At 48.5% G+C, this 25,344-nt stretch carries 16 protein-coding genes; 6 read left to right on the forward strand and 10 right to left on the reverse strand.

Annotated elements, in window-relative coordinates:
- Positions 1-4: 4 nt before the first annotated feature.
- Positions 5-1,021 carry an aldo/keto reductase gene (locus FGL37_RS25190; RefSeq protein ID WP_232048778.1) on the reverse strand — a complete coding sequence of 339 codons (1,017 nt, stop codon included), beginning with the start codon at positions 1,019-1,021 and terminating at the stop codon, positions 5-7.
- Positions 1,022-1,242: 221 nt separating this feature from the next.
- Here FGL37_RS25190 and FGL37_RS25195 point away from each other — a divergent pair, with 221 nt between their 5' ends.
- The 4 genes from FGL37_RS25195 to FGL37_RS25210 all read left to right on the forward strand — a co-directional run bounded on the left by FGL37_RS25195 (position 1,243) and on the right by FGL37_RS25210 (position 4,850).
- Complete coding sequence (locus FGL37_RS25195) at positions 1,243-1,839, forward strand: porin family protein (RefSeq protein WP_028068693.1); 597 nt, start codon at positions 1,243-1,245, stop codon at positions 1,837-1,839.
- Between the two features lie 63 nt (positions 1,840-1,902).
- Positions 1,903-2,931 (forward strand): sensor histidine kinase, encoded by a 1,029-nt coding sequence (locus tag FGL37_RS25200; RefSeq protein ID WP_051606509.1) that lies wholly within the window; start codon positions 1,903-1,905, stop codon positions 2,929-2,931.
- A gap of 143 nt (positions 2,932-3,074) precedes the next feature.
- The gene (locus FGL37_RS25205; protein WP_028068694.1) at positions 3,075-4,115 is read left to right on the forward strand and encodes a sensor histidine kinase; all 1,041 of its coding nucleotides are present in this window, start codon (positions 3,075-3,077) and stop codon (positions 4,113-4,115) included.
- 3 nt (positions 4,116-4,118) lie between these two features.
- Positions 4,119-4,850: a LytR/AlgR family response regulator transcription factor gene (locus tag FGL37_RS25210; RefSeq protein ID WP_028068695.1), complete on the forward strand. Its 732-nt coding sequence runs from the start codon at positions 4,119-4,121 to the stop codon at positions 4,848-4,850.
- On the opposite strand, the gene FGL37_RS25215 is transcribed toward FGL37_RS25210, so the two are convergent.
- The 3 genes from FGL37_RS25215 to FGL37_RS25225 form a co-directional block, all read right to left on the reverse strand.
- A complete protein-coding gene (locus FGL37_RS25215; protein WP_028068696.1) occupies positions 4,847-5,758 on the reverse strand; it encodes a DUF6268 family outer membrane beta-barrel protein in 912 nt (303 codons plus the stop codon). The two genes, FGL37_RS25210 and FGL37_RS25215, sit on opposite strands and share 4 nt — an antisense overlap.
- 107 nt (positions 5,759-5,865) lie before the next feature.
- The gene (locus FGL37_RS25220; protein ID WP_028068697.1) at positions 5,866-7,470 is read right to left on the reverse strand and encodes a RagB/SusD family nutrient uptake outer membrane protein; all 1,605 of its coding nucleotides are present in this window, start codon (positions 7,468-7,470) and stop codon (positions 5,866-5,868) included.
- A gap of 16 nt (positions 7,471-7,486) precedes the next feature.
- Positions 7,487-10,597: a SusC/RagA family TonB-linked outer membrane protein gene (locus FGL37_RS25225; RefSeq protein ID WP_197734511.1), complete on the reverse strand. Its 3,111-nt coding sequence runs from the start codon at positions 10,595-10,597 to the stop codon at positions 7,487-7,489.
- A gap of 311 nt (positions 10,598-10,908) precedes the next feature.
- Here FGL37_RS25225 and FGL37_RS25230 point away from each other — a divergent pair, with 311 nt between their 5' ends.
- The gene (locus FGL37_RS25230) at positions 10,909-11,148 is read left to right on the forward strand and encodes a hypothetical protein (protein ID WP_028068699.1); all 240 of its coding nucleotides are present in this window, start codon (positions 10,909-10,911) and stop codon (positions 11,146-11,148) included.
- A gap of 26 nt (positions 11,149-11,174) precedes the next feature.
- Here the strand turns inward: FGL37_RS25230 and FGL37_RS25235 are convergent, their stop codons facing one another.
- A complete protein-coding gene (locus tag FGL37_RS25235) occupies positions 11,175-11,888 on the reverse strand; it encodes a LytR/AlgR family response regulator transcription factor (RefSeq protein ID WP_028068700.1) in 714 nt (237 codons plus the stop codon).
- Positions 11,885-12,955, reverse strand: a complete 1,071-nt coding sequence (locus tag FGL37_RS25240) for a sensor histidine kinase (RefSeq protein WP_028068701.1) — start codon at positions 12,953-12,955, stop codon at positions 11,885-11,887. Before FGL37_RS25240 ends, FGL37_RS25235 begins: the two co-directional genes overlap by 4 nt.
- Before the next feature lie 307 nt (positions 12,956-13,262).
- On the opposite strand from FGL37_RS25240, the gene FGL37_RS25245 reads away from it, so the two are divergent.
- Positions 13,263-17,300 (forward strand): hybrid sensor histidine kinase/response regulator, encoded by a 4,038-nt coding sequence (locus FGL37_RS25245; protein WP_028068702.1) that lies wholly within the window; start codon positions 13,263-13,265, stop codon positions 17,298-17,300.
- A 65-nt stretch (positions 17,301-17,365) separates the two neighbouring features.
- Here FGL37_RS25245 and FGL37_RS25250 read toward each other — a convergent pair whose 3' ends face one another.
- Genes FGL37_RS25250 through FGL37_RS25265 form a run of 4 tightly spaced genes read right to left on the reverse strand, consistent with a single transcriptional unit; the run spans position 17,366 to position 24,984 of the window.
- Positions 17,366-18,598: a DUF4998 domain-containing protein gene (locus tag FGL37_RS25250; RefSeq protein WP_028068703.1), complete on the reverse strand. Its 1,233-nt coding sequence runs from the start codon at positions 18,596-18,598 to the stop codon at positions 17,366-17,368.
- Positions 18,599-18,620: 22 nt separating this feature from the next.
- Positions 18,621-19,817, reverse strand: coding sequence for a DUF5000 domain-containing lipoprotein (locus FGL37_RS25255; RefSeq protein WP_028068704.1), 1,197 nt, complete (start codon positions 19,815-19,817; stop codon positions 18,621-18,623).
- 29 nt (positions 19,818-19,846) lie between these two features.
- Positions 19,847-21,775 (reverse strand): RagB/SusD family nutrient uptake outer membrane protein, encoded by a 1,929-nt coding sequence (locus tag FGL37_RS25260; RefSeq protein WP_028068705.1) that lies wholly within the window; start codon positions 21,773-21,775, stop codon positions 19,847-19,849.
- A 2-nt stretch (positions 21,776-21,777) separates the two neighbouring features.
- Positions 21,778-24,984 (reverse strand): SusC/RagA family TonB-linked outer membrane protein, encoded by a 3,207-nt coding sequence (locus FGL37_RS25265; protein ID WP_081817781.1) that lies wholly within the window; start codon positions 24,982-24,984, stop codon positions 21,778-21,780.
- Positions 24,985-25,344: the final 360 nt, after the last annotated feature.

Raw genomic sequence — 25,344 nt, forward strand, 5'->3', positions numbered from 1 at the left:
CGCCTTACAATAAGCCTGCCCGTTGGAGTTCTTCCCAGAAGGCAGTGGGAATTTTGCGCGTAGCCATTGCTACATTCTCTTTGACTTTTTCGGCTTTACTCGTGTTGAGCGCGACGGCTTTTACACCCTGAATTCCAAATCCGTAGGCAAAACAGGCCTCGGCAGGCTTGAGACCAAATTCCCGGCACAGCTGCCAGAATTTGTCCCGCCAGGCATAAAGCGCCCTACCCGCTTCCGTTGCCCTATCTACCAGCTGGTAATTATAATGGTCGCTGCCGACCAAAAAGCCGCCATGGAATACCGCCGAATTGATCACGGTAACATTTGCGCGTGCCAGCTCAGCGATAAATGCCAGCAGGTCTGTCGGATGGTCATGCACCGTGAGGCTATTGGCGATCATCACCCAGTCCAATTTCACATCCTGCGCAATGCGGCGGATCACCTTCCAGCTTTTGGACCCCACACCCACAGCCATCACCTTTCCCTGATCTTTCAGCTCGGTCAGTGCCACGTACGCATCTAAAATATCCTGATAACGGCGTCTTTCATCCAATGGATTAATTGCCTTTGCCAGATATTCATCGGGATCATGCACCGAGACGAGCTGCGCGGCATAGTCACCCAGCAGCTCATTGCCCTGATGAAAACACTCCAGAATTCCGTCGTAGCCAATCCGCTGCTCGGCGTCATAGTGCAGCCCCTTCCACACCCCCGGCTCAAAGGTCGGCTCGGCCGTTTCCAACGGAATCCTGTACCAGCCTAGCTTGTTGCTGATCAACACGGTAGCCGGATCGACCTGCAATTGCCGGAGCGCGGCACCGAGGGACTCTAGTGACAGGCCCGCACCGTATTTTCCGGCGCTGTCAAAAACAGCCAGTCCATTCGCATGACGGATACATTCACGTACAATGGCCACCTTGTCCATCAGTGCTACTTCATTATAGAGGTTCCCCAGACTACTTGTACCATAAATGACAGGAGGGATATCTGCCAAATCCATTTTTTTTTTTGTCTGTGACATCAATTTGCTGTTTATAATTTGGCCAATAATACAAAGTATTGCCGCAGGATTATTATGCAATATCGACTTAAACTAAACGGATATCGACATAATGGGCCGACCTCTCGCAGCTGGGTATCATCCCCATATCTGCTTTCGTCACTGCAGGCCTGCCATTCGTCAAAGACTTTTCCCAATCCCTCCTAAGCTTTGTTTTTTTGCAGCATATCAAAACAATAACTATGAACAGAAAAACAATTTTATCGTGTATTTTATTTTTCGCGATGATGTTAAGCAAAATGGCCTTTGCACAGGAGCAGTCTTTTATTCAGATTGGTATCAAAGGCGGTAGCAGCCTCAACAAGCTGAATACCGAATTGGCAGATCTCGACGACAAGTACGCTCTGGGGCTGCACGTGGGCGGTATGGCACGTCTCAACTTCGGACGAGCTTACGTTCAGGGTGAAGCGCTATTCAGCAAGCGGAAAGCGGCACTCAAACCGCAGGGGCAGACCGAGTCCAAGCTTAAATGGAATGCAATCGACATCCCCGTGATGATCGGGTACAAGATCGTGCAGCAGCAGGACATGAACCTTCGGGTCTTTGGGGGTGCTGTTTACAGCTATACCTTAAACGACAATCTGTCACCGCTCAAAGCGCTCAAAGAGGGAATCAGGCATTTCGACAAGTCCAACCTGCAGTTTACCGGCGGTCTAGGCGTTGATATCAATAGATTCAGCATTGACTTGCGTTACGAGCGTGGATTTTCAGATCTCAGTAAATCCTTCAAATCCAAACCGCAGGCATTTTCCATTGGCGTAGGTTACTTTATCTTCTAACAGCTCCTTAAACGGCGCCTTTGAAGGCCAGCCACCTGGTCTTCAAAGGCCTTTTTTATATCCATGCTCAAAAATAGCTACCTGCACCGCCATTTTTTCCTGCTTATCTTCTGGGCAGCACTCTGGTTTGTCGTCTGGATTCAGGTCAAGGAAGATCTGGGTGCCCGCTGGGCGTTTGTATATACCTCGACTGTCATGCTCGCAGCGATAGGCATAGCACATATCTTAAACGACAAGGTCCTGCCCCGGGCGATCAAGACCAGGCACATGCAGACTTTTGTTCTCCGTGCAGCCGGTTTTGTCCTGCTTTTGGCCGTTCTTATCAGCGCGCTGGATCTATTTTTTATTCTCCATGTCCAGTATGTGATGATCCGGAAACATCCGGGAATGCTGTTCGCCCAGTTTTTCAAAGCAATCATTTCGTCCTTATTGATGAATGGAACAGCCTGTGGCATCCGTTTCTATCAGGAACATGCCTACATACAGCAGAAGCACAGCCAGCTGCAGCAACTATTTCTGGAAAATCAGCTCAAATCGCTACAGGATCAGGTCAATCCTCACTTTATGTTCACTGTCTTAGGTCACATTCGACTATTGATCAAAGAGGATAGCGAACAGGCCAATGCATTGCTGTTAAAATTTTCGGATATGCTACGTTATCAGCTGTACGAAAGCAGCCACTTCGATGTTCCCCTTTTGCGCGAACTGCAGTACTTACAGGATTTTATTGCCATCGAAAAAATCCGGCGCGGCAGGGAACTGGAAGTGGACTACCATTGGCTAAATGGCCTCACGGAATTGCGGATCAAGCCGATGGTCTTGGTATGTCTGGCAGAAAACATCTTTAAACACCTGTCCCTCAAAGTAGGCCAGCCCACCTTCGTCAAACTGTTTTGTCAGCAAGCAAATGGGCGTCTGCAATTTACAATAAGCCACACAGCATACCTATCCACCAACCGGCGAAAGGGTCTGACCGAAGGACTGGAGCAAATAAAAAAAAGACTGGACCTGCATTATGCCGACAATTATGTTTTGAGCACAGGGTCCACCGGTGATCATACGACAGTCCAACTGGAGATGGATACCCTCTAGCCGCTCATCCCGAACAATTATATCGGATCAAAATGTATACGAGACACAAGACAATTTACCTATTTTTGTTCCATGTTCAACTGGCTGGATCAGCTCTCGCCCAATCATTGACAAGGGGCCAAATGGTAGAACTATTTTCAAACATGATGTTCAAAAAAAATTATCTCTATCGCAATCTCTTCCTGATGCTTTTCTGGTTCGTTCTGTGGTTTGCGGTATGGATCCAGGTGAGACAGGACATGGACGCAGGCAATGCCCTGCTGCATAGCTCCGCAGTGGTGATCTGTTCGATCTGCATTTCGCAGTTCCTGAGTGACAGTATCTTACCAAAGGCAATAAAAAAACAACAGATGAAAACCTTTGTCTTCAAAGCCATCATCTTTGTACTGCTATTGGCTTTACTAATCGGTATGGTAGATGCTCACTTTATCCTCCATACGCAACAGCTGTCTGGAGAAGAGCGGTCGACGCTCCTGTTTGTCCAGAGTTATAAAGCGATCCCCTCTTCCTTACTCATCAACGGTACAGCCTGCGGTATCCGCTTCTATCAGGAGCACGCCAATATACAACATGCGCACAATCAGCTGCAGCAGAATTTTTTGGAAAGTCAGATCAAATTGCTGCAGGATCAGGTCAATCCGCATTTTATGTTCAATGTGCTGAACCATATTCATATCCTGATGAAAAAGAATGTGGACATGGCAGACTATCTATTATTGAAGTTCTCGGACATTCTACGCTACCAGCTTTATGAATGTAACCAGTCATTCGTATTGCTGAGCCGTGAGCTCCAATACCTTCAGAATTTTATCAGTATCGAGCAGATGCGCTGGGGGGATGAACTGGAGGTCAGCTGCCGCTGGTCACAATCCACAGAAGACCTGCACATCACACCACTTTTATTGATCTGTTTTGTTGAAAATGCCTTCAAGCACGTGGACCGTCTACCCGAACAAAAAGGGAAAATCAGTCTCCACTGTGTGGAAGAGGATGGTCATTTCCACTTCCGGATCAGTAACAGCTATCACGAATATCCGCGACAAGTATCCTCAGGCCCCTCGGGTATCGGACTGGAAAATGTCAAAAGGCGACTCGAGCTGCAATATGAAAATAACTATACCCTAACGATCGAAAAGCGGGACGACACGTTTTGCGTCGAGCTGAACATCGATCTCAACTGTTAAGTCATGATGGAACCTACAAAGATGAAATGCATCATCGTGGACGATGAACCGATGTTGCGGCAACATATTGCTGAAATGACCGATCAGGTTGATTTTCTGGATCTTGTGGCCACATATCCGTCGGCCCTTGCAGCAGCGTCCAGACTACAGCAGGGAGATATTGACCTGATGTTTCTGGACATTAATATGCCCTACCTCAATGGTATCGATTTTTTGGACTCGCTCGATACTCCGCCCATGTGCATCTTCATTACCGCCTATTCCGAATATGCCCTGGAGGGCTTCCGTCTGCAGGCCGTAGACTACCTCCTCAAACCCATCGTATTCCAGCGATTCTTTCAGGCTGCCACCAAAGCCTATCAGCAATTTGTACAGCGGAGCAAATCGCTGCAGGAACCTGCTCCCAACGACAACATGCTCTTTGTGCGGCAGGGTGATGCCTTTGTCAAGATCTCCTGGACGGATATACGCTATGCCGAAAGCATGCAGAATTACACCAAACTTCATTTTAGAGAACGGACCGTCACGATCCATCAGACAATGCTGGCATTGGAAGAAGCGCTGCCGGGCAGCCATTTTTTCCGTATCCACAAATCTTTCCTGGTCAATGTCAACCATATCGACATGATTTCGGGTGGCAGGGTCTATATTGGGGAGCAGGAGTTACCGATCTCGAGGACCAAAAGAGAGGAGCTCCTTCAGAATGTGGTTTTCAAGAAGCTCCTCAGCCGTTAGTACGGCATATTCCATTTCAATGCTACCGAAGTATAAAACGTCGGTGAAAATCGCGGGTCCTCCTGTTTCTTATCCTTAAAGATATTCTTCAGGGAGCGGTCATTTTCGACATACATACGGGCGAGGGTACTGCCTCCGGTCAGCTGTACTTTCAGGCTCTTGCCGAGGTTAAACTGCGGCTGCAGCCCTGCCGTCAGCAACATAAACCCACTAAGGGTGGACTTGCCGTTCCTTTCCCGTTCGGCAGTCATCCCATCGAGGTTGACCACCGCCCGCAGATCCATAAAGCTGCTGACCTGATAAGCCGCAGCCAGTCCCTGCGGAAAGTTGATGTTAAATTTCACTTTCCCGTTGGTCTTCCAGTCAAAATACAATCCCGGCAGTACCATCGGCACACCAAAGCTGTTGCTCAATACCGGTCCGAAACCAAAGGCCAGATTGGGTCTGAAGCGTTTGATAAATAAGGCTCCTCCCTGCCCCAGCACATCTTTCCCATTGATTTTGACCAGATCGGAATAAACGCCCACAGAAGCAAAGGTCAGCAGTGACCAATTTTTCCGTAAGGAGGTCAGGTATTGTAGACCAATCTCGGCATTCAGCATTTCGCTGGGAAACAGGTCCTGTTCATAGTCGCGATTTTGCATCTTGGCATAAGCCGCACCGACTTTCCAGGACCAGCGCCTGATATTGCCCAACGAGTCTACCTTAGTGGATAGCGGAATTTCAAGGTTAAATTGTAGCCTCTTGAAATCGCTCTTTGAGCCCGTCTTTACGCTATCCTCCGGCCGGATATAGTTGGACAGCGGTATATAATCCACCGCCAGCTGACCCGATACGGCATTCTGGGCCTGTGCCGTCAGCGTCGCTAAGCTGCTGAACACAAGCGCACACAAAACTTGTTTTCTCATGTTTTTTCAGCAAAGGAAGCCCTTGCCCGCCATAAGGCGAAAACATTTTGACGTAGTGCACCCTCACATTGACCAACTGCAGCGCTGCCGCGATTTGTCCCTGCACCTCAATTGTTCATATCGTTTCCTTTTAAATTTTTATTATTGTCCAATTCGGATTGCGGAAAAGGATAGTACATAGCCTTCGTCGTCCAGCCGGCTTTCTTCAAGGGTTCAAGCCAGGACGGATCCGCCATCCCCCACCGCAACAGGTCGAAATAACGCTGATATTCACCCAAAAATTCGACAAAGCGCTCATGCGCGATAACATTTTTGACCGAATTTAAAGGAATACCGTTTTTGACCAGGCCCTGAGCCAGCAGTCCGTCCACGTCAGGGATGGTGCCATTGGATTTTTGGTACCAAAGATGAGGCTGCTCATCCGGAACAATATTATTGGCACGTTTGCGGACAAGGTTGACGTACTGTTTGGCCCCCGCAGCATCTCCCCGTTCATTGAGGCACTCGGCGTACAGAAGCAGTACATCACTGTAGCGAAAGATCCGGTCGTTGTTGCCATTGTCGAAATCTGCGATCTGAACATCCGGGCAATATTTGCGGGTACCAAACAGATCTTTATTGGTCGCGAGATTTTTCATCCAGTCGCTATACGAAGTGACCTTACCATCGAGCTGCGTGAATTTTGCACCGTTTTCGCACCACAGCGTCATGTACTTGCGTGGATCGCCTTCTTCAAATTCGTCGTGTGCCATTTTATTTGGCGCCAGATTCCACCACGCTCCGCCGGTACCGTCAAACATACCGATTTCCTGCCAGCGCCATGAACTCGATATATCATCCCCCAGCCATCCGGGACCATTATAAAGCTGGATTTCAAAAACCGATTCATGGTTGTTCTCTTTGGCTTCCAAAAAATTGTCCCGGTAAGAAGACATCAATTGATACTCCTTGCTGTCAATCACACGCTTCAGTTCGACTTCCGCCTGCTGAAAATCGGCGGACTGCCCTTTGGCCAGAATGGGTTTGTATAAATACGTTTTTGCCAGATAAGCCTGGGCAGCCCCCTTTGTTGCCCGACCGATCATTTTGCTATCCGCATACAGCGTTCCCCGGGTGGGCAACAGCGCTGCTGCCTTCTTAAAGTCGTCGACAATAAGTGCATATACAGCACCGGGCTGTGCATTGCCGGGATAGTAATCTTCGTTGGTTTCGACAGGTTTGTCGATCAGCGGGATGGTTTCTCCAAACAACATACCCAGATGAAGATAATTGAGTCCCCGCAGGAAATACGCCTCGCCCAATAACCGGTTTTTTCTGTTCTCTTCGATTTCACCTGTAAACTTACTGATCCGGTCGATGGCTACATTGGCCGCAAACACCCCGTTCCAAAAATCTTTCCAGCTGAGCGCAAGCATGCCGTCACTCGCCGGTGTATTATAGGTATCCTGATACATAGGCTCCCATTTGAATGTATGGGTATAGTCGTCACCGGGGGCCAATAAAGCGTAGTACAAGCTACGGGCATAGCTCCCCTGGGTACGGCCGATCAAAGCCTGGTAGGCTGGTATGACCGATTTTTCCAGCTGATCTGCAGTTTTATAATAAGTGTCTGTCGACAGTTCCTGTGGATTCGACAAGTCCAGATTCGGTTTACAGCTGCCCAGCTGCAACAATAAACCCACAACACCGAGTTTTATATATTGTCTTTTCATTGGATCTATTTATTTGTTAGAATGTAAATTGAACACCCATAAAATATTCTCTTGAATTGGGGAAGCTCAGTCCCCAGGGCGTTTGTCCGTCGATGCCGCGGCTTAAATTCGAGCGCGTATCACCCGATCCGACTTCCGGATCATAGCCAGAATACTTGGTAAAAGTCAGCAGGTTTTTCGCCCCGATATACAATCTCAGGCGGTCCACCTTCCAGCGTTGCAACGTGGGGCTCGAAAAGCTATATCCGATATTGAGCACCTTCAGTCTCAGATAAGAGCCGTCTTCGACAAATCTGTTGGATGCCCGCAGGTTCTGATTGGGGTCGCCGAGTACTGCGCGTGGAATGTCCGTGTCGGTATTTTTTGGGTAAACGGTAGTTTCCCCCGATACCGGATTCGTGAAGACCAGCTCCTGCGCACGGTAGCGGTCGAGAGTCGACGCAAAATTATTGTAATAATGGTACATGCCCTCACCCCAGTACCGGCTATTGTTGTAAATCTTGTTGCCCTGGCTTCCCTGCCACATCATCGCAAGATCGAAGGTACCGACAGCACTCTGATAACTGAAATCAGCATGAAGTCCATAGCTAAAGTCCGGTATTGGACTTCCCAGAAAATCTTTATCCTGATCGTTTAAGATATGGTCTCCATTGCGATCATTAAATCTCACATCACCAAGAGCCGCATTCGGTGCAAAGGCTTTATCGGCATCCAGTTGTGCCTGTTCGGTATAGAGTCCATTTGTCGTATAGCCCCAAAATTCACCCACAGAACGGCCGACAGCAGTTCTTGTCACATTTTCCCCGCCCGGCGCAATATTCCCCCAAAGAATCTCATTATTGTTGCCGAGACTGAGCACACGGTTTCTGACAAAGGATAGGTTCACGCCCACATTATAGCTAAACTGGCCAGATTTATCCCGGTACGATGCTAGCACATCCCACCCCCGGTTGCGTATGCTGCCTGCATTCAGCACCGGAAAATTGTTGACGTATCCTGCCGTAAAGGATATCGGCACATTGATCAGCATGTCTTCTGTTTTCTTGTTATAGTAATCGACCGTTAAAGAAAACTTATGGTTAAACAATTCCAGGTCGAGGCCGATATCCGTCGAATACTGGCTCTCCCACTTGACATTTGGATTGGAGGGTGTCTGCGGTAAGGCACCTGTCACCATTTCGTTGTTCAGGTAATACCATACATGATCAAAACTCACCGTCCGCTGATATTGGTACTGAGCGATATCCGAATTCCCCAGAATACCGTAACTACCGCGCAGCTTCAGTTCACTGACAAAAGGGAATGCCTTCATAAATGCTTCTTGGCTGAGCCGCCAGCCCGCTGACACCGACGGAAAATTTCCATAGCGGTAGTGGTTACTGAAATTCGCAGAGCCATCCCGCCGCATGTTAAATGTCAGCAGATAACGATTGTCATAATTGTAATTGATCCGGCCCAGCATCGAATACATGGCTGTCTGTCCTACACCGGAGCCCACGAGACGTGAGCTGGCCAGAGAAGCAGCATTGAGGATCAACACATCCGGACTTGGCAGTCCACGTGCACCGGCATTCACGGCATTGTAACGCGATTCTTCTGAAGTGATGCCGGCCAAAGCCGAAAAAGTATGCTTGCCAATGCTGTTTTCGTAAGTTAAGGTATTTTCAAACAGCCAGCGGTTGTTTTGTGTACTTGAAATATTGAGTTCATCCGGACTATGATTTTGATATTGCCCTACGGAATAGTCGCCGATATAACCCTCATTTCTCGTCCGGTTGATGTCCATGCCCATGTTGAATTTATAGGTCAGCCCATTGATGATTTCATAACTTGCCCAGACGTTACCGTTGGCGGTAAAATTGTCGTTGACATTTTTGTTCAGATAAGCATTGGCCAGCGCGCTCTGCACATCAGTTCCGTTGCCGGCTCCGGCAAAACCAGTGCTGCTGTTTGCATCGTAAAGCGGAAGTGTCGATGACCATTTTTGCGCATCGATAATATTCTTGTCGCTCCAGTTCCGCCGACTATAGTCCAGCGACAGTGTTTCCCCGATGCGGAGCTTGCCTTTGGTAAAATCTGAAACGATCTGTGTGCCATAATATTTGCTCTTGTCCTGAATAATGATGGACTTATCCGTCGCGTAAATGCCGCTCAACCTAAAGTTTGCATGCTGCGAACCACCTGAAACGGAGAGATTGTGCCGCTGATAGTTACCGGTCTGCAGCAGTTCATCCATCATATTGTATCCCTGTCCGATTTCAGTAGGCTTGGACAGCGCTGCCAAATAATCCTTACGCCCGGGATCCCTGTTGTACATTTCTTCGTTGATCAGCTCTGCCAGTTGTTGCCCATTCAACAAGGGCACATTATGAGAAATATTCTTGATCCCCCCAAACGCGTTGTAATCGATTTTTACCTCACCCGCCTGTCCCCGTTTGGTCGTCACCAAGATCACCCCATTGGCGCCGCGGGCTCCGTAGATCGCGCTCGAGGCAGCATCTTTTAGCACCTGGATACTCGCGATGTTATTCTCGTCGGGCATCGCCCCGCCGATCATCCCATCGACGACATACAGCGGATCAGTGCCGTTTATCGAACCCACACCGCGGATGCGGACCGTTCCATTGGTCACCTGCACCCCGGGCACCGTGCTCTGAAGGGTAGCTATAGTTCCGCCGGGCAATTTCACCAGGTCTTTGGTATCGACGACCGCAACGGAAGAGGTCAGGTCTACTTTTTTCTGCCTGCCATATCCTACCACCACCACCTCATCCACTGCTATTTCGGCCGCAACAAGCGGAATATTGATTTCCGTGGACTGCCCTATCTGATATTCGGTATGATTATACCCGACATTTGAAATCTGGATGACCTCCCCCGGGTTTAACGAAAGGGTAAATTCCCCTTTTTCGTTAGTAGAGGTACTGAGTGATTTCCCTTTGACTTTGATCGATGCGCCATTGACCGGCTGTCCACTAGTATTAGTGACCTTTCCATGGATCATTTTTTCCTGGGCCGACACATGCCCCATGGCCAGCAGCATGGAAGCCATCAACAGCCACTTCAGTTTCTTATTGCTTTTCTTGTGCACAAAAAAAAAGGAAGATGCATAATTTCTGTTCATCATGATTAGTTGAGATAAATTGGTTTACGGGTTATTGTTTATCAGCGATCCGCCAATTGGTTATCGAACAAAGCTATCGTTTTCGAAAAGACTGCTTTGCAACAAATAGATAAAAGAAGAGTAAAAATGTTTAGGACCGTTGAGGAATCCTACAAGTCACCATTAGCAGACCTATTGCTTAGGTATTTTTGTATAAAAATTTGATGCTTTGGTATAATATACACGATAGGCGCGTATAAAGATTTTAGATTTGTTATACCGCCCTGCAGCTGGGCCGACCAAAGGATTTTAAACAATATGTTAAGATTATCATTATGAAAGCTAGGCAAGTGTTGATTTTTAAAAGTTCTGTCAAGACCAAGGACAAGAAAAATTTCCTGATGCAATTGCTCCATGCACATCTGCCCCAGGTACAGTCTGCCACCGTCGACCTGGATGACGAAGATTCCATTTTCAGGGTCGAGACCGAAGACTGCAGCGTTGATCTGCTGACAGACTTTCTGCGCAAGCATGGGATCAGGATTGACTTTCTGGCCCGGTTTATTGTGGCGTAGCTCAAGATAGCATGGCTACGCCCACATCATAACAGACCGCCCGTATACTGTCTGAAGAATGATTCACGGTAAATTTCACCTATCGGGATCTCGAAGGTGTCCACATAGACCGTATGGTTGTCAAAAGAATCGATGTAGGACAGATTGACCAGGTAGGACTTGCTGGTGCGGGCAAAAAGATTGGCCGGCAGCTTCTGATGTATAGTTTTGAGGTTCATGGCCGTAATCAGCTTATTGTTGCAGGTATAGATCACCACGTAGTCTTTGAGAGCTTCAATAAAACGGATATCGGTAAAGGCAATTTTATAATATTTCCGGTCAGACTTAATGAAAAGGGCATCCTCGCTGCTATTCTCCACCGTGCTCTTGTTCTCCTTTAGCGTCAGCAGCGTTTTGTATGCAATAGCCTTATCGATCGCTTTGGCCAGCCGGTCTTTTTTGATCGGTTTCAGCAGATAATCAATAGCATCCAATTCATAGCTTTTAAGTGCATATTGCGCGTAAGCAGTCGTCAGGATCACCAGCTTATCGTCCGGAAGCGACTGCGCAAAGTCAAGGCCATTGACAGTGGGCATCTCAATGTCCAGAAATAGCAGATCAACAGCATTTGTTTTGATACACTCCAGTGCAGAGATTGCATTGGAAAAGGTGCCGACAATACGGATGGATGAGATCTCTTCGATCAGATTTTTCATTTCTTCCCTTGCCAGAGGTTCGTCGTCTACAATGATACAGTTCATAGCGGAATATCTAATTTAACCTTATACCGTGTCTCACTTTTAGATACCGTGAGCTGGTAATCATCCTTATAGAGCAGGTCCAGACGCCTTTTGGCATTTGCCAGTCCCAGCCCCCCATATTTGCTCTTTGCAGCCTGCTGATCTGGGTCCTGCGAGTTTTCGCACTCGAAATAAAGGCGGCCTCCGGCCTCCGCAAAGCGGATATCGATAAATGTGGGATCATCGTTGGCGCTCAGACTATATTTAATGGCGTTTTCTACAAAAGCTGTAAACAGGTGTGGTGGTAGGAAAACACTTTTCTTTTGCAGTGCTCCCATACACACGATGCTCGTACTCAGCTTGTCACGCCGTATTTCTTCGAGTTTGAGAAAATTGGAGATAAAACCGATTTCAGATTTCAACAGGGTTCTGTCGTCATTATTCTCATAGAGCTGATATCTCAAAAAATCAGACAGCTTGATGATCACCTCTGTCGCCATATTGGGGTCCTTACGGATCAGCGCTTTTACATTGTTAAGCATATTGAACAGAAAATGTGGCTGGATCTGATTTTTCAGTGAGATCAATTCCGTTGTCAGCGCGAGGTTTTTAAGATCCGAAATCCGCTTGTTGTCTTCGATCCAACGCTTGAAAAGCTTGAAGGTTGTTGTTGTCAAGATAATTGGGATAACAATAAAAAGTGCGGCCACCATACCCATGCCCATCGAATCCGATTCGGGCCGCTTGATGGCTGGGGTATGCACGATATAGATGTAATCGGCGATTCCCCTCACCAGGGCCAGGCTGGACGCCACCAGTAGGATCAGTGCGAGGATATAGACCTCATATTTTTCCCTGAAAAAGAATCTCGGCAGCAATACGTACATATTGGTGTAAAACATGCAGACAAATACCACCCAGAGAAAGATGGTGAAGTACAGGTTGTATTCCCCCTGAAAATGGGATTTGGTATTTGCATTGGCAAACAGCAGGAATAAGCCGATCAGAAACAGTACATGTCGCAGTGTCCTGAACTTATGTTCTGTGAAAAACTTTAAAAAGACGTCGCTGCAGCTTAAATCTTGCATATAACCGGATCATTTTGGACCATCCACAAAAATACGGCTTTTCGTCGCAAATAGCAGCGGTCTTCGACGAAGCCCCATTTTTTTTATACCAAATTTAATCTTTGGTGGCACACCGGATGCAGGATGTCCCGCAGTCTCCGGCCCTAACGGTCAGAGAAGTTAGTTTTGGCGCTTTTAATAAATGTAAAATAAACATTTATAATACTCCAAACATTCCCTATCTTTAAAAAATCAGTGAACAGCCAATTGCTATAGTCAAGCTGAAGCGATTTAATCTCTTATTATCCTTTTAAATTATTGAATACCGATGCAAAAAATAACTATCACGGCGATCTTATTTTTTATGCTTTCCCCATTTGTTGCAATCAGGGCACAACTGCAGCTGCAGATCAACAAACTACTCTCCAACAGCTCCGTCAAAACAATTTATCAGGACAGTCAGGGATTCATGTGGTTTGGCACTTTCGATGGGTTGAACCGCTACGATGGACGAGAGATGAAAGTATACAGAAATCAGCTCAAAAATCCCGGGAGTATTCCGCATAATTACATCTACTGCATCGCCGAAGACCGCGACAAAAATCTATGGGTCGGAACCGGTCAGGGTGTCGGCATCTATAACCGCAACTTCAATTCCTTCTCACGTCTGCGTTTTTTTGAAAGTGCCAATCCAAAGCAGGAATATCACCTCAATGCGGACACTAGAGCAATTCAGGTCGACCGCCAAAACAATGTATATATCGGAACTAACGGCTGGGGGCTGCTGTTCAAAGAACAGGGCCGCTCTGCAGCCGTCAGAATATACTGTCCTGAGCCCGGAACCGCGTCGCGGCTTGAGTATTACCACGTTTCGGCGCTACATGTGGACGCTACCGACAGGGTATGGGTTTTCGTCAATGAACGGGGACTTTTTCAGTTTGACCGGAAAAGCCGCCAGCTGAATCTGGTCAGCACAGCCGTGCGCGAGGCCACTAGTATGACCAGCAACGACCGTGACGCGCTATTCATTGGTACATCTGCAGGGGTATTCGTCTGGGACATCGGCCGGGCATCCATGAAGGCGCATTTTCAGAAACAGCTGAGTTCCCCGACGGTCAGTCAGCTCAGTCTGGAAAACAACCAGAAACTGTGGGTGGCCACGCAGAACGACGGCATTTCATCGCTAACCCTGCCTGCTGGATATGTACGACAATTAAATTCCGGAGAGCGTTCGGTATATCCGCTGAGCAGCAATGCCATTTTCACCATCTTTATCGACGCGCAAAACAAGAAGTGGATCGGCACAGCCCGTGGTGGCATTCATATCATTGATGACAGCCAGCATACCTTCAACGCCCCCGGACGCAATCTACCTCCAAACTTCAACCTGAGGGGGCAATTTATCCGCTCCTTTGCCGAATCCCCGGGATACCTATGGATAGGCACAGAAGGCAATGGTCTCTACTGCTGGAACAAGTCCCAGAATAGTTATCAGCATTTCAAAAAAGATAATCGGTCCTTCCTGGACAATAGCGTCAACAGTATAGCCATCGACCCTGCAGGCGATATCTGGCTAGGTACCGAACGTGGCATTGTACGCTACAATCGCCGGGCGGGATTCAGACATTATGACTGTGCCACAGCGCAGGGATTCGTCAACCAGAGTGTACAGGTACTGCTCCGGGATCAGCAGGGCGATCTATGGGCCGCTACATTTTCCAATGGTCACCTGTACCGATACAGCAAACAACGAGATAGATTTGAGGTCTTCAATGAAGGGCTCAACGACCTCAACTGCCTGCTTGACGACCAGAAAGGATCACTCTGGGCCGGCAACTACCACGAGATCATCCAGATCAACAAACAGAGCAAAGCCATACAGCGTTATGCTGTCGACAAGCCCGTACGTGCCTTATATATTGACCGCCGGAACCGGTTCTGGATAGGCACCGAAGGGCGCGGACTGCTGCTGTTTGACCGGAAAACGGGTCAGGTGACCGCCGGCTATTCTACGGACAATGGACTGAGCAACAATTCCGTGCTCAATATTCTCGAGGACCGGTCCGGAAACTTGTGGCTCAGTACCTTTAACGGATTGTCCAAATTCAGTCCCGACAGCAAAAGATGCATTCGCTACGAAGCCTCCGATGGTCTGCAGAGCAACGAATTTTCTTATGGTGCTGCACTCCGGACAGCAGACGATGCGCTCTTATTTGGCGGCAACAACGGATTTAACCTGTTTCAGCCTGATAGTATCCGCGTTAATGTCAACATTCCCAGGCTAGCCATTACCAGCCTAAAAATAGACAATCGTCCTCTAAACGACAGCATACACGAGGTCATCATCGGTGCCGACCACCTGATTGAAAAGCTCGTTCTTCCTTACCGCAATGCGACATTCTCGCTGGATTATACTGCACTGGAATTTACCTCTCCACAAAAAATACGTTACCGTTATTTCATGGAAGGCCTGGATAAAGACTGGAACGATGCTGGTACTTCCCAGTCCATTAACTACAATAATCTGCCCGAGGGCAGCTATCTCCTGCGGGTGCAGTCTACCGACACTGAAGGCAACTGGAGCAGCAAAGAAATTCGTCTTGGAGTACAGGTACTGCCACCTTGGTACCGCACATGGTGGGCCTACCTGCTCTATATGCTTGCCTCCGCAGCAGTAGTTTACCGGTATCGGGTTTACCAGATTCACAAGGCCGCCCTCGACCGCGAAATTCACCTGACCAGATTCAACATACAGAAAGAGCGCGAACTCAATGAAAAGAGATATGCATTTTTCACTCATATCTCCCATGAATTCCGCACACCACTGACGCTGATCATCAATCCGCTAAAAAAAATATTCAGCGAACAGCATCTGGATCAGCATGAGGAGAGCCTAAGACCCGTCTACAGAAACGCAAAGCGCTTGCTGAGCCTCGTCGACCAGCTTCTCATCTTCCGCAAGGCCGAAGACGGTGCCGCGCAGTTTCAGCGGAGCCATTTCGACCTTCAGGCCTTTACGCGCGAAATCTACCTTTACTTTTCGGGACAGGCCCGACTCCAGCAGATCAACTACCAGCTGGAAAGTGACGGCAGCCCCCTTCTTGTTGATGCCGACAAAGAGAAAATAGAAATTATCTTATGCAACCTGATTTCCAATGCATTTAAATTTACACCTGACTATGGCACGGTATGTCTCCGGTTACAACAGCAGGAGAATAACGTCGTTATTGAGCTGCAGGATTCTGGTCCGGGGATCCCACCCGGCATTGGCGACCGCATTTTTGACAAGTATTTTTCAAGCTCGAGCCCCGGGCAGCGTGTTCTCACGGGGTTCGGCATCGGCATGTTTCTGGTCAGGACCTTCGTGGAAATGCATCAGGGCAGTATAACCTACGAGAGTTCGGCACAGCAGGGCACCATATTTCATATCCGCATGCCGATCCTTCTCCATTCCACCGATACCCTGAAAAGCAATTCTGAGCTCGAAAGTCCGGGACTCCTACAGGCATTATTCAGTAACCCGCCCACAGATCAGTTGACTTCGCCGCCCATTTCATTGAGTCCGATCAGCAATCATACAACGAGCCTGCTTCTCGTGGACGACGACATTCAGCTGCGCAGTTACCTTCATGAAATGTTTCAGGCAGACTACCAGGTTTACCTTGCCGCAAACGGAGCCGAAGCCCTGCAGATCATACGCAACAAACAGCCGGATCTGGTGATCAGCGACATCATGATGGATCAAATGGATGGGCTGAGCCTGTGCAAGACCGTGAAATCAGATCCGCAGGTCAATCATATTCCTTTTATTTTATTGACATCGAGTACCTCGGGACATAATCAGCTTACCGGCATTCAGTCTGGGGCCGACGATTATATCCTGAAACCCTTTGATGCTGATATTCTCCGCCTTAAGGTCAACACCTTGCTGCAGAACCGGAAAAATCTACAGGAATTTTTGTTTCATACGATCACTCATCAATCGCACGACGTCAAAATTACCGCACAGGACAAGGTGCTGATCGAACGTTGCATCCATGAAATCGAAGCTCATCTGCTGGAAGAATTTAATGTCCGGACACTGGCCGATAAAATTGGCATGAGCCATTCGGCACTCTATAAAAAGATCAAGGCCATTTCGGGTAAATCACTCAACGAATTTATCCGTTCAGTACGCCTCAAAAAAGCAGCTGAACTGCTGCTGCATTCCGACTTAAAAATCAACGAAGTCGCCCACCGGACAGGGTTTGACGACATCAAATATTTCCGCGAACAGTTCAACAAGCTGTTTGGTCTCAACCCGTCTACCTATGTCAAAAAATACCGAAAAGTCTTTCAGCACGACTACCGGATCGATAAGGACTAAAAAGACTGTGGCTGCCCAGCATAGCAGGGCAGCCACAGCAATCAGGTCTAGCTGATGTAGATGTGCTAATCTGTTTCCAGGTATTTCAGGCGGATTCCTTCCGCTTTCCAGTATTGTCCGTTGCTGGCACTTCCGACCAGTGTGCACACAAATCCCATCGAAACCTGCTGTTCCTTGTCCAGCCTAAACTTGATCGAAGATACCCCCGATTTACCGGTAAAAGAGACATAGCCGATGGCCTCCTGCGCCAGATTCCCGATATCGGGCAGGGAGTTGCCAACTGCTGCTGCAAGATAAAAGCTGCCTGTGGAGCCTACAGAATTTACCGTCACCTCCAGTTCGTACTCGCCCGCCGGTAGCACAGGGCTCTGGTACATCTTTCCGTTGGTGATCGAAAGCAGCGTAGTGCTCCAGCCGGCCTCCATACTCAGGCGATAGCCTTGGTTAGCATCAACACCACCGTAACTGATACCGTTCACGGTAAAATTTCGGGCCGCGGCATTCAATGTCCAGCCTGCCGGCGTACACCAGCGGGAACCGCTACATGCAGATGTAGCGAAAGGAAAAGCCGTATTTGCCAAGTACAAATCCGTTACATACCTCCTGACATTGATCCGGCTGTATTCGGTATAAAATGTGTCAATAGCCAAGGTATCAGGCAAGTATTTTGTCCGGTAGGCCAACGCAGTTCCAATCTTATAATCACTGGGCAGCTGCAGAGAAGCCTGCGATAGCGGAAGGCTGACCACGGCTTCGCCACCAGTGATCTTGGTATATTTGATTTCGGTGGACTGGGCACCGCTATTGGCATCCAGACTCGAAAACGAAATACTGGTGAGTCCGTTGCTGCCGGTATTGGCTTCCAGCGCCGGTCTGTTCAGCAAAGAAAGTTGATAATTTTCACCATACGAACGCCCAATAGCATACACACGCACCGATTTATTCTTCTGCTGATCGAAGGTGACAATTTCAAAATTGTAGACTCCATCCCCCAGATTATTGATATAAGCCTTTAAGGTATCCACACCAGCGCTCCGCTTGACCGGCACAACCAGCGAGTCTTGCCTGCTGTTCCAGTAGATGCGGACTTCCACAATCTTGGGGTCAGACACCAGCAGCCCCTTGATCATGACCCTGTTTTCTCCCGGATACACTTTCACGGAATCTACTTTTCCGGTGTACGTGATGACAGGACGATCGGCTATATATTTCTTATAGTCATCCATTTTTTTACAGGCCGCAGCAAGCACCATTACCAACAGCGCCACATACATAAAACTATATGTCCATTTTTTCATTGTTCGATTTATTTAAATTAACCTATCTCGGATCGCCATATGCCTGGATCTCGGCGATTGCCATATAAGACGAGCCATCCCAGTTTTTCTTACTCTTTATCCGGATATAACGGACCTTGGGTGCATTGATATCAAACTCCCAGCTAAAGCCGCTGTTGGCGGTCTGATAGTCTTCATCCGACTGCTGGCCGAACGGCAGCCCCGAAGGTTTCACCGCTACATACGAGCCTAGCAGGTGCCAGTTGTTCCAGGAGCCGTCTTCCGGCGGATTGTCCGAGCCCCAGATTTCAAATTCCTTCAGGTTACCCTTATAATAGTAAGTACGCCCATTATAGTATTCCGGATAATCCCAGATTACCAGCCGGCTCAAACGGGCTTTTACACCCAGGTCTACCGTGGTCGTGTGCACCCCCGAGACCGCAGCCTGCGTCATATAGATTCTCGGCCAGTCAATAATATTGCCGTCCCACATCCCCGCATGGGCAGTGGAGGTGTGGTTGGGCGCATCGCCCGGCAACCGAAAACCACGGTATCCCGATTGCGGAATCTTGGTTTCAAACAGCGGGCTGATTGTTTGATATAGCGTATCGGTATAGTTTAACCATCTATCCCGGACGACAAAGGCAAAATCCCGCGCGGTCGTGTCCAGTCCCCGTTTTGAAGCTTTGATCTTATCCGTGGAGGTATAGATGCTGTTTGGATCTGCAACCCACTCACCATATTCGTTTTTCTGCATGATCAGGATCGCAATGTTGGCACGCTCTCTATTTTCCGCCGTCACCTGGATCCCACCGAAAGATGCATTGACCTTCATCGACCGATAGATATCCCAGATTGGCGATTCTTTGGGATGTATCGTGACCTCGACCGGCGCAGATACCGCCTCCGAACGATTTACGGCATAAAGCTTCACTGTATAATCGCCCGGCTGCGAAAATCCGTCCACAGTCAGCTGGTTGGAATAATAGGAGGCTTTGACCGTCCGCATTTTGCCATTGGGCAACATGTATTCAGCTTTGATATATGAGAGATCATCGTCTGAGGGGACCGTATAGGTCAGTACAGCACCGCCATTCTTGTTTTCCACAGTCACATGACTTACCGTGCCCGGAGCTGTGCTGTTGGACTCCAGGGGCCTGAGCATATTCTCCTCCCGGCAGGCAGCAACCAGCGTTACCATACCTGTCAGAATGCTCAGCTTTTTCATTATTTTTTTCATCTGCATACGTATATTAATGAGTGTTAACATTACCAGCCATAGTTTTGGACGAGATTCAGATTCTGGATCACCGTATTCTCACTGATCGGCCAGAAATAATCCCGCGGTGCAATAAATCGCTGATTGAATACCGTACGAATCACATAGTACGCTGCGGTGGTTTCACCCTGCATATTCCATCCTGTAATCGGTTCGTTCAGATGGACAGCCGCAGTTTTCCAGCGGCGCAAGTCCCAAAACCGCTGCCCTTCGAAAGCAAGCTCAATGAGTCTCTCGCGGTGGATGATATCCCGAAACCCCTCCTTGGTCGTAAATTTTCCCGGATTTTTTGCGTAAGTCGTCCAGGACTCTTTCACCCCTTTTAATCCAGCCCGCGCCCGTACCCGGTCAATGTATTGGAATGCCGTTTCATTGGCCGGTCCATACGCCTCATTCAGGGCCTCAGCATACATCAGGTACAAGTCTGCCAGCCGGATCTTAGGCCAGGGATAATCTTTGTAGGTCACTCCTGTGGTCGTAGTCACCTGATTCCAGTCCACCAGTTTTTTGATAAAATAGCCCGTTTCATTAAAATGGAACGCATGTGTACTACCCGCATAGTCAGGACGTTTGCTGCGGACGACTTTTGAATTTTCATCACTATATCCCGGCGTGTCGTATTTAAACCAGCGCGCGCCGTCAAACGCCAATGAAGAATAGAAACGGGGTTCACGGTCAAAATGGAGCCGCGCGGTCGTAAATCCCGGCTCGATGTAAAAGCGTTCCTGACCTGTTGCCGTACGCAGTTCAGTATCGTCTGTAAAGCTCAGGGTTTTGTCTTCCGTGATCGGCACACCGTTTTTGGTGTAAAACATCTTCGCAATCTTCAGCGGTGGAGACAGGATCTTCCGGTTGTAATTGTGGTTTTCATCAGCGGTCAGGGGCGGCATGGCATTCTGCTGTATCGTCCACGAGCGGCTATTGGGATCTGCCCAGATATGCTCCTCATTAAATTTTTCACAAACTGCCTGACGCAGCTTCAGCTCCAGCAAGGTTGTGTCTGAAATCGCCAGATTCCCAGCCTGTCTGAACGTAAAAAGTGCGTGCATATTCGCTTCGGCCACCTCGATGGCCTCACGTGCTGCCGTGGCTGCCAGTTCCCATTTTTTGGTGTCGGCAGTCGGATTGAAAAGCGCTTTGCCATCCTTATTTTTCAGGCTTGAAAAATCGGCATTGCCGTTAAACAGCGGACTTGCAGCCAGTAGGAGCACCTGAGCTTTGACCGCCTTGGCAATAGGGATGGTGATCCTTCCCAGTTCCCGCTGCCGGTCAACGATCTGCGGCGGCAGGTCCGCAGCAGCCTGATCCAGCAGTCCGACAATATATTCCACACATTCATCCACTGTATTACGGGGCACATCCATCACTTCTTTGGGTTCACTCACGTCAATATCGTCATCCATGATCGGAACCGGCCCATACATGCGCAACAGATAGAAATGAAAATAAGCTTTTAAAAACCGGGCCTCCGCAATCCATCGTGCGCGTTCGCTGGCGGTGATATCAGGCACCAGCGCCGGGTTGGACATATTGTCAATAAAAATATTGCAGTGCCGGATTCCCTGATAGAGGCCGCGATTCGCGTCCTGGTCACCGTACCAGTAATTGACGTAAGGTTTGGAGATCTGCTGATTGCCGCGGGCGATCTCAAAAGCAAGCGGCGAGATGCTGGTCTGGTAAGGTATCCAGATTTCATCACCACCCAGAAAAGCTGGATTATTCCACAACGATCCCTCACTGGGCAGATAGTTGTATAACGTAAACAGATATTTTTCCGCTTCCACTCGTAGCCGGAAGGCGTATTCGATCGTAGCCACGTTATCGGGCACGATATCCAGAAATTTCTTGCAGGATACCGACGACGACGCCAGTACTACACTCAGGGCTCCCAGAGCCATATATCTTTTGATTGCTTTCATGTCTAAAAATTCACTTGAATACCAAAATTATAGGTCCTCTGAATCGGATATCCGAGGCCATTCCCTCCCATTTCCACATCCCACATCTTGAAGTTGCTTATCGTAAACACATTCATCATGTTGAAGTACAGACGTAGCGATTTCAATTTGTAATGGTCTGCGACCGAACGGGGCAGATTATAACCCAGTTCAATATTTTTGAGGCGTAGAAATTCGCCATTGCGCATCCACCAAGTAGACTGCCTATTATTATTATGGACAAAATAGTCGCTCAGCCTTGGAAAAAAGGCATAAATATTTCTGTTCTCTTCCGACCAGTAATCATTGGCTATCGCTGTCAGCAGGCCGTTCTGCGCCCCGCCGTTACGCACAAAAGGTGTAATGTTTTCGGGATTGATAAAAAACGAGGACTTGCCGGACCCCTGGAAAAAGAAAGAGAAGTCAAAGCCTTTATATCCGGTGGTACCACCAAATCCGTAGATGAGTTCGGGCGAAGTCGGATATCCGATCGGAACAGCATCGTTATCAGTGATGAGTTCATCTCCATTCATATCACGATATTTGATATCGCCCGCCATGTAGTCTCCAAACTGCTGGGCCGGAGCGTTGGCAACGTCATACTCATCGATAAACAGGCGTTCGGCGATCAGGCCAAAAGACTGCGCCACCGAGTGTCCTACCTGATAGCGGTAGCTCATATTTTCCGGATACAGCAGTTCATCCCGCTTGGTGATCTTGGACTGTGCAAAGGTCACATTTCCGCGATACTGAAAAGACCAGCCAGTCGCCAGGCTTTTATTGAACGTCAGCGCCAGATCGAAGCCTTTCTTTTCCGCTTTGCCCGTATTGGCCATAGGTGTGGCCTGCAGACCAATAGTCGAACCAATGTAAGAGCGGCTCTCCAGAATATGCGACTTGTAATCCTTATAAAAATCGGCGATCAGCCCTATAGAATTGTTTAAAAATGAAAGGTCAAATCCGATATTCACCTGCCTGGACTGCTCCCAGGAAATCTGATGATTGGCGTAGCGGCTCACACTGACTCCGGGGCGGTAGTACCCATAGTCTTCGCCGAATGTCGAACCATAATCTGTATTGCCGATGTTGACTTCGGAGAGGTAAAAGAAGCGGTCCGAATCACTCCCGATGGCATCGTTACCGATAATTCCGTAAGTCGCCCGCAATTTAAAGTCCGACACCACCGAAGACAGCGGTTTGAAAAACCGTTCGTTCGACACCCGGTAGGCCAGGCCAAAAGAAGGGAAGAAACCAAATCGATTAGACTCGTGAAAGCGTTCGGAGCCGTTGTATCCGAAATTAAACTCCGCGAGGTAGCGGTTGTCATAACCGTAGGTAAAGCGGCCCGAAAGGCCATTATTTCGTTTTGGCAGCCCTAACTGCAGGGTCGTGATGTTGTCACGCGATATTTTATAATCCTGAAACAGCGTGATCAGCATAGCCGACACATCATGTTTGCCGAAGGTTCGTGCATAATTGGTCGACGCTTCAAAATACAAGGTTGAGTTGATATCCGATCCCGATGTACCATAGCTCAGAAACTCCTGTCCGGGTGTGCCCACCGAACCGGTGGATCCATCATTGATGACACTGAGCTGAATGGAATTGTCCGAAGGGTCCAGCCGTCCAGAATAATAAAATGGGTTATAAGACCTTGCAGTCTGCCCATAAGAATAGCGCTTGGCGTAACCCATCATCCGGAAGTTGAGTCCTTGGGTCAGGAAATCAAGATTTTGTTTTAATTCAATCTGCGGCATCAGCGTGGAACGGTTGTACTGCTGGTATCCACGGACCAGATTGGCATATGGATTGGTCAGCAGAACGCCCTGCGGTGCACTGTCGTCCGTGACCACATATCCGCCAAAAAGCGGATGCTGAATATAAGGCAGATACTCCTGGGGGTATACGGCCGGAAACTGAACAGGATTGGACCATAGTGCTGCGCGGAAATGGTCGGCTCCCGAGCCGATAGGACCGTTGTAATCATCAAACTGTCCATATAGTTTGACACTGGCCTGCGTCGATTTGGTGAGCTGCAGATCCACATTTGACCGCAGCGAATAATTGATCAGCTTAATATTGTTATTAAAATTGTTGGTTCCCAGCTTTTTCAGTATGCCGTTATCAATATTGTAAGTTCCCGACACGTAGAACCGTGCCCGCTCTCCGCCACCGCTGGCGCTCAGATTAAAGCCCTGATTGAATGTATAATCTTTGATCAGCATATCGATCCAATCATTGTCCGGATACAGATACGGATTTGTGCGGCGGATGGTGTTTTCGATTTTGGATTGGGTGTAGGGTGTCGGTTTGGATAGTCCCCGCGTCAGTACCGCTTCGTTCGCCAGATTCATATAGGTGATGTTGTCTGTCAGTTCGATGCTTCTGGCGTTGGTGGAAATCTTTCCTTCCGCCCGGGCCATAAACTGCGTCTTCCCTGCCGAGCCGACTTTAGTGGTAATCAGAAGGACACCATTGGCGCCACGTGCTCCATACACCGCGGCAGCCGTGGCATCCTTTAGCACCGAAAAGCTGGCAATATCATCGGGCTGCAGCCGGGCCAGATCAGTCTGCGTGGACTCCACGCCGTCAATCAGAATCAGCGGATCGGTTTTTCCGGAACCAAAAGACCCCAGCCCCCGTACAAAAAAGGAGGCATTGTCGGCCCCTGGCTCACCCGAACGCTGATACGCGATCATACCCGGTATCCGTCCCGCAAGCATAGTCGTCAGGTTGGAAGTCGGTCCTTTCAGCTCCTTCGGGTTGACCGCAGCAATCGAACTCACCAGTGAGGCCTTCTTCTGTGTACCGAAGCCCACGACCACCACCTCATCCAGGGAACTCTCACCGACAGGCTCAAGCCGGACCTCAAGCTGGATTACACCGGAAGCATCCGGTGAATAGTCCTTGAGCAAAAGCTCCTTTTCTTTAAATCCTATATATTTAAAAACCAGTGTGGCGCGCGCCGCCACCTCAAATTTAAACTCACCCTTTTCGTCGCTCGTGCCCAGTGCTTTGCCGTTTTTGACAGCTATGGTCACTCCGGCAATAGGGGTATCATTGGCAGACACGGTACCCCGGACTTTTTGTACACCCTCTTGAGCGAAGCCCACCATGTTTGACAAAAACAGCAGCATAAGCGACCAGATCCACTTTTTAAAGTGTCTGCGTAATCTACATTCAGTATTCATAATTAATCAGTAATCGGTTAGCAATTTTATTCTCCCTCCTTGCCGCCATTCCTTGAATGCGACCGGATTTTATTCCATAGTTAGGGGTTAGTTCAACAGAAAAGCAGCTGCTTCATAATACATCAAGTTTTAATAATCGGTTTAATACATTTCATCGGTCCCACACTTCCGGATTCCCAAAGACATTCCGGACAGCAGGCTTGCCTTCGTCCCGGACCAGCTGGTTAGCGGCCGGCCACGGGGCATATAGATGCCCCAATCGAATGAGGTGAAATTAGGTATTGGACCAAACAACAGAGGGGGGAAAAACAATCTTTTTTGAGGGGTGAATTCGTCAGCGAAGGCATTCAGCTGATATTT

The sequence above is a fragment of the Sphingobacterium thalpophilum genome, from assembly GCF_901482695.1.
Taxonomy (GTDB): domain Bacteria; phylum Bacteroidota; class Bacteroidia; order Sphingobacteriales; family Sphingobacteriaceae; genus Sphingobacterium; species Sphingobacterium thalpophilum.